The organism is Herbaspirillum sp. ST 5-3 (genome assembly GCF_004804275.1).
GTDB lineage: Bacteria > Pseudomonadota > Gammaproteobacteria > Burkholderiales > Burkholderiaceae_D > Noviherbaspirillum.
On the sequence record NZ_STGI01000032.1, the window covers coordinates 1 to 1,586 of the forward strand.

Annotated in this window: 1 protein-coding gene; it reads left to right on the forward strand. The window is 66.4% G+C overall.

The window, feature by feature from the left end; all coding sequences use genetic code 11:
* The first annotated feature begins 87 nt into the window (after positions 1-87).
* On the forward strand, positions 88-1,413 hold the full coding sequence (locus tag E6W33_RS26820) for an IS1380 family transposase (RefSeq protein ID WP_136420439.1): 1,326 nt from the start codon (positions 88-90) through the stop codon (positions 1,411-1,413).
* The last annotated feature ends 173 nt before the right edge of the window (positions 1,414-1,586 follow it).

A 1,586-nucleotide genomic window follows, 5' to 3' on the forward strand; every position in this document is an offset into this window, starting at 1 on the left:
CCCGGATATTTCATGAAGCAGGTCGGCGATTCCGTGCCGAAGCGCGTTGTTATTGGTTCCTACGCCAAACAACAACCGGAATCGCCGATGCCAGATTGTACCGTCAACTCCCCCCTTGAATCGATTGCATTGGGCAAGCTCGGACGCCGTGTGGTCGAGGCGTCCTTCGACGGCGGCGACCTGAGCAGCGACGCCGGCGTGCTGCTGCTGCGTCGCGCCGACGAACGCATCGGGCTCACACGTGCCGTGGCTGCCGTGTTCGCCGACGACCGGCGCGCCGAGCGCGTCACGCACCCGATCCATTCCTTGCTCGCTCAGCGCATCTATGCCCTGTGCTGCGGCTGGGAAGATGTCACCGACCACAATACGCTGCGGCACGACTTGGCGCTGCAGACCGCCGTCGGGCGCGATTCGGCGCTGGCCTCCGGGCCGACGCTGTGCCGCCTGGAAGCGGCGGCCACCCCGCTCCACACGGCCGCGCTGCATGGCGTGCTGCTCGACCAGTTCATTGCCAGCCGCAGCCAGCCCCCCGAGGAACTGATCCTCGACATCGACGCCACCCACGTGCCGCTGCACGGCCAACAAGAGAAGGCGCATTTCCACCGTTATTACGACAACTATTGCTACCTGCCACTGTACGTGTTTTGCGGACAGGATCTGCTGGCTTGCGTGCTGCGCCCGTCCAGCCGTGATCCGGCCAGCGTCCTGTCGGCGCTGATCAAGCTGCTGGCGCGCCGGCTGCGGCAAGCCTGGCCGGACGTGCGCCTGATCGTGCGCGCCGACTCGGGCTTCTGCCGTGCGAAGGCCTTGCGCCGCTTCGAGCAGTGGGGCATCGATTACGTGATCGGGCTGCAGAAGAACGTGGCGTTGCAATGGCGCGTGGCCCTGGCCGAACTGGCGATCGCGGATGCGTACCGCGCCACCGGGGTCAAGCAACGCCTGATCGGCGCGTTCCAGTATGCGGCGGCCAGCTGGAAGCGCGAACGGCGCGTTATTGCCCGGCTCGAGCATGGCGCGCAAGGCGCCAATCCGCGTTTCGTCGTCACCAGTCTGGCCGGCGGCAGCGCCGAAGACCTCTACGAGAAGCTGTATTGCGCGCGCGGCGAGGCCGAGAACCGCATCAAGGAGGCGCAACTGGACTTGTTCGGGCGGCGCGCCAGTTGCCGCCAGTTCCGGTCGAATCAGTTGCGCCTGCTGCTGGCGGGATTGGCGTACACGCTGATGGTGCAGCTGCGGCGGCTGGCGCTGGGCGGCACCGAGCTGGAACGCGCCTGCACGGCGACAATCCGGGTCAGGCTGCTCAAGGTTGGCGCCGCCATCGTGCGCAACACACGCCGGGTGCGCGTGCTGATGGCGTCCCACCATCCGCTGCGCCATGTGTTCTTCGCCGCCGCGCAGGCGCTGGCGCCATAGCGGGCATCGAGTGCTGCTCCGGCACGTGGACAAACAATGGGGTAAGGGGAAGTTGCGTCTGCAGCATGGAAATGGCCGCTTCGTTCGCGTCCGACGCCGTTTCTTGCCGCAGCATCACGCCGTGCACAGGCGTGGCGCGGCCGGTTCATATGGTTGATGAAATATCCGGGCTA

What these genes read in the sequence shown, in the direction of transcription:
- E6W33_RS26820 (WP_136420439.1), top strand. Translation starts at nt 88, where the DNA reads ATGCCAGATTGTACCGTCAACTCCCCCCTTGAATCGATTGCATTGGGC.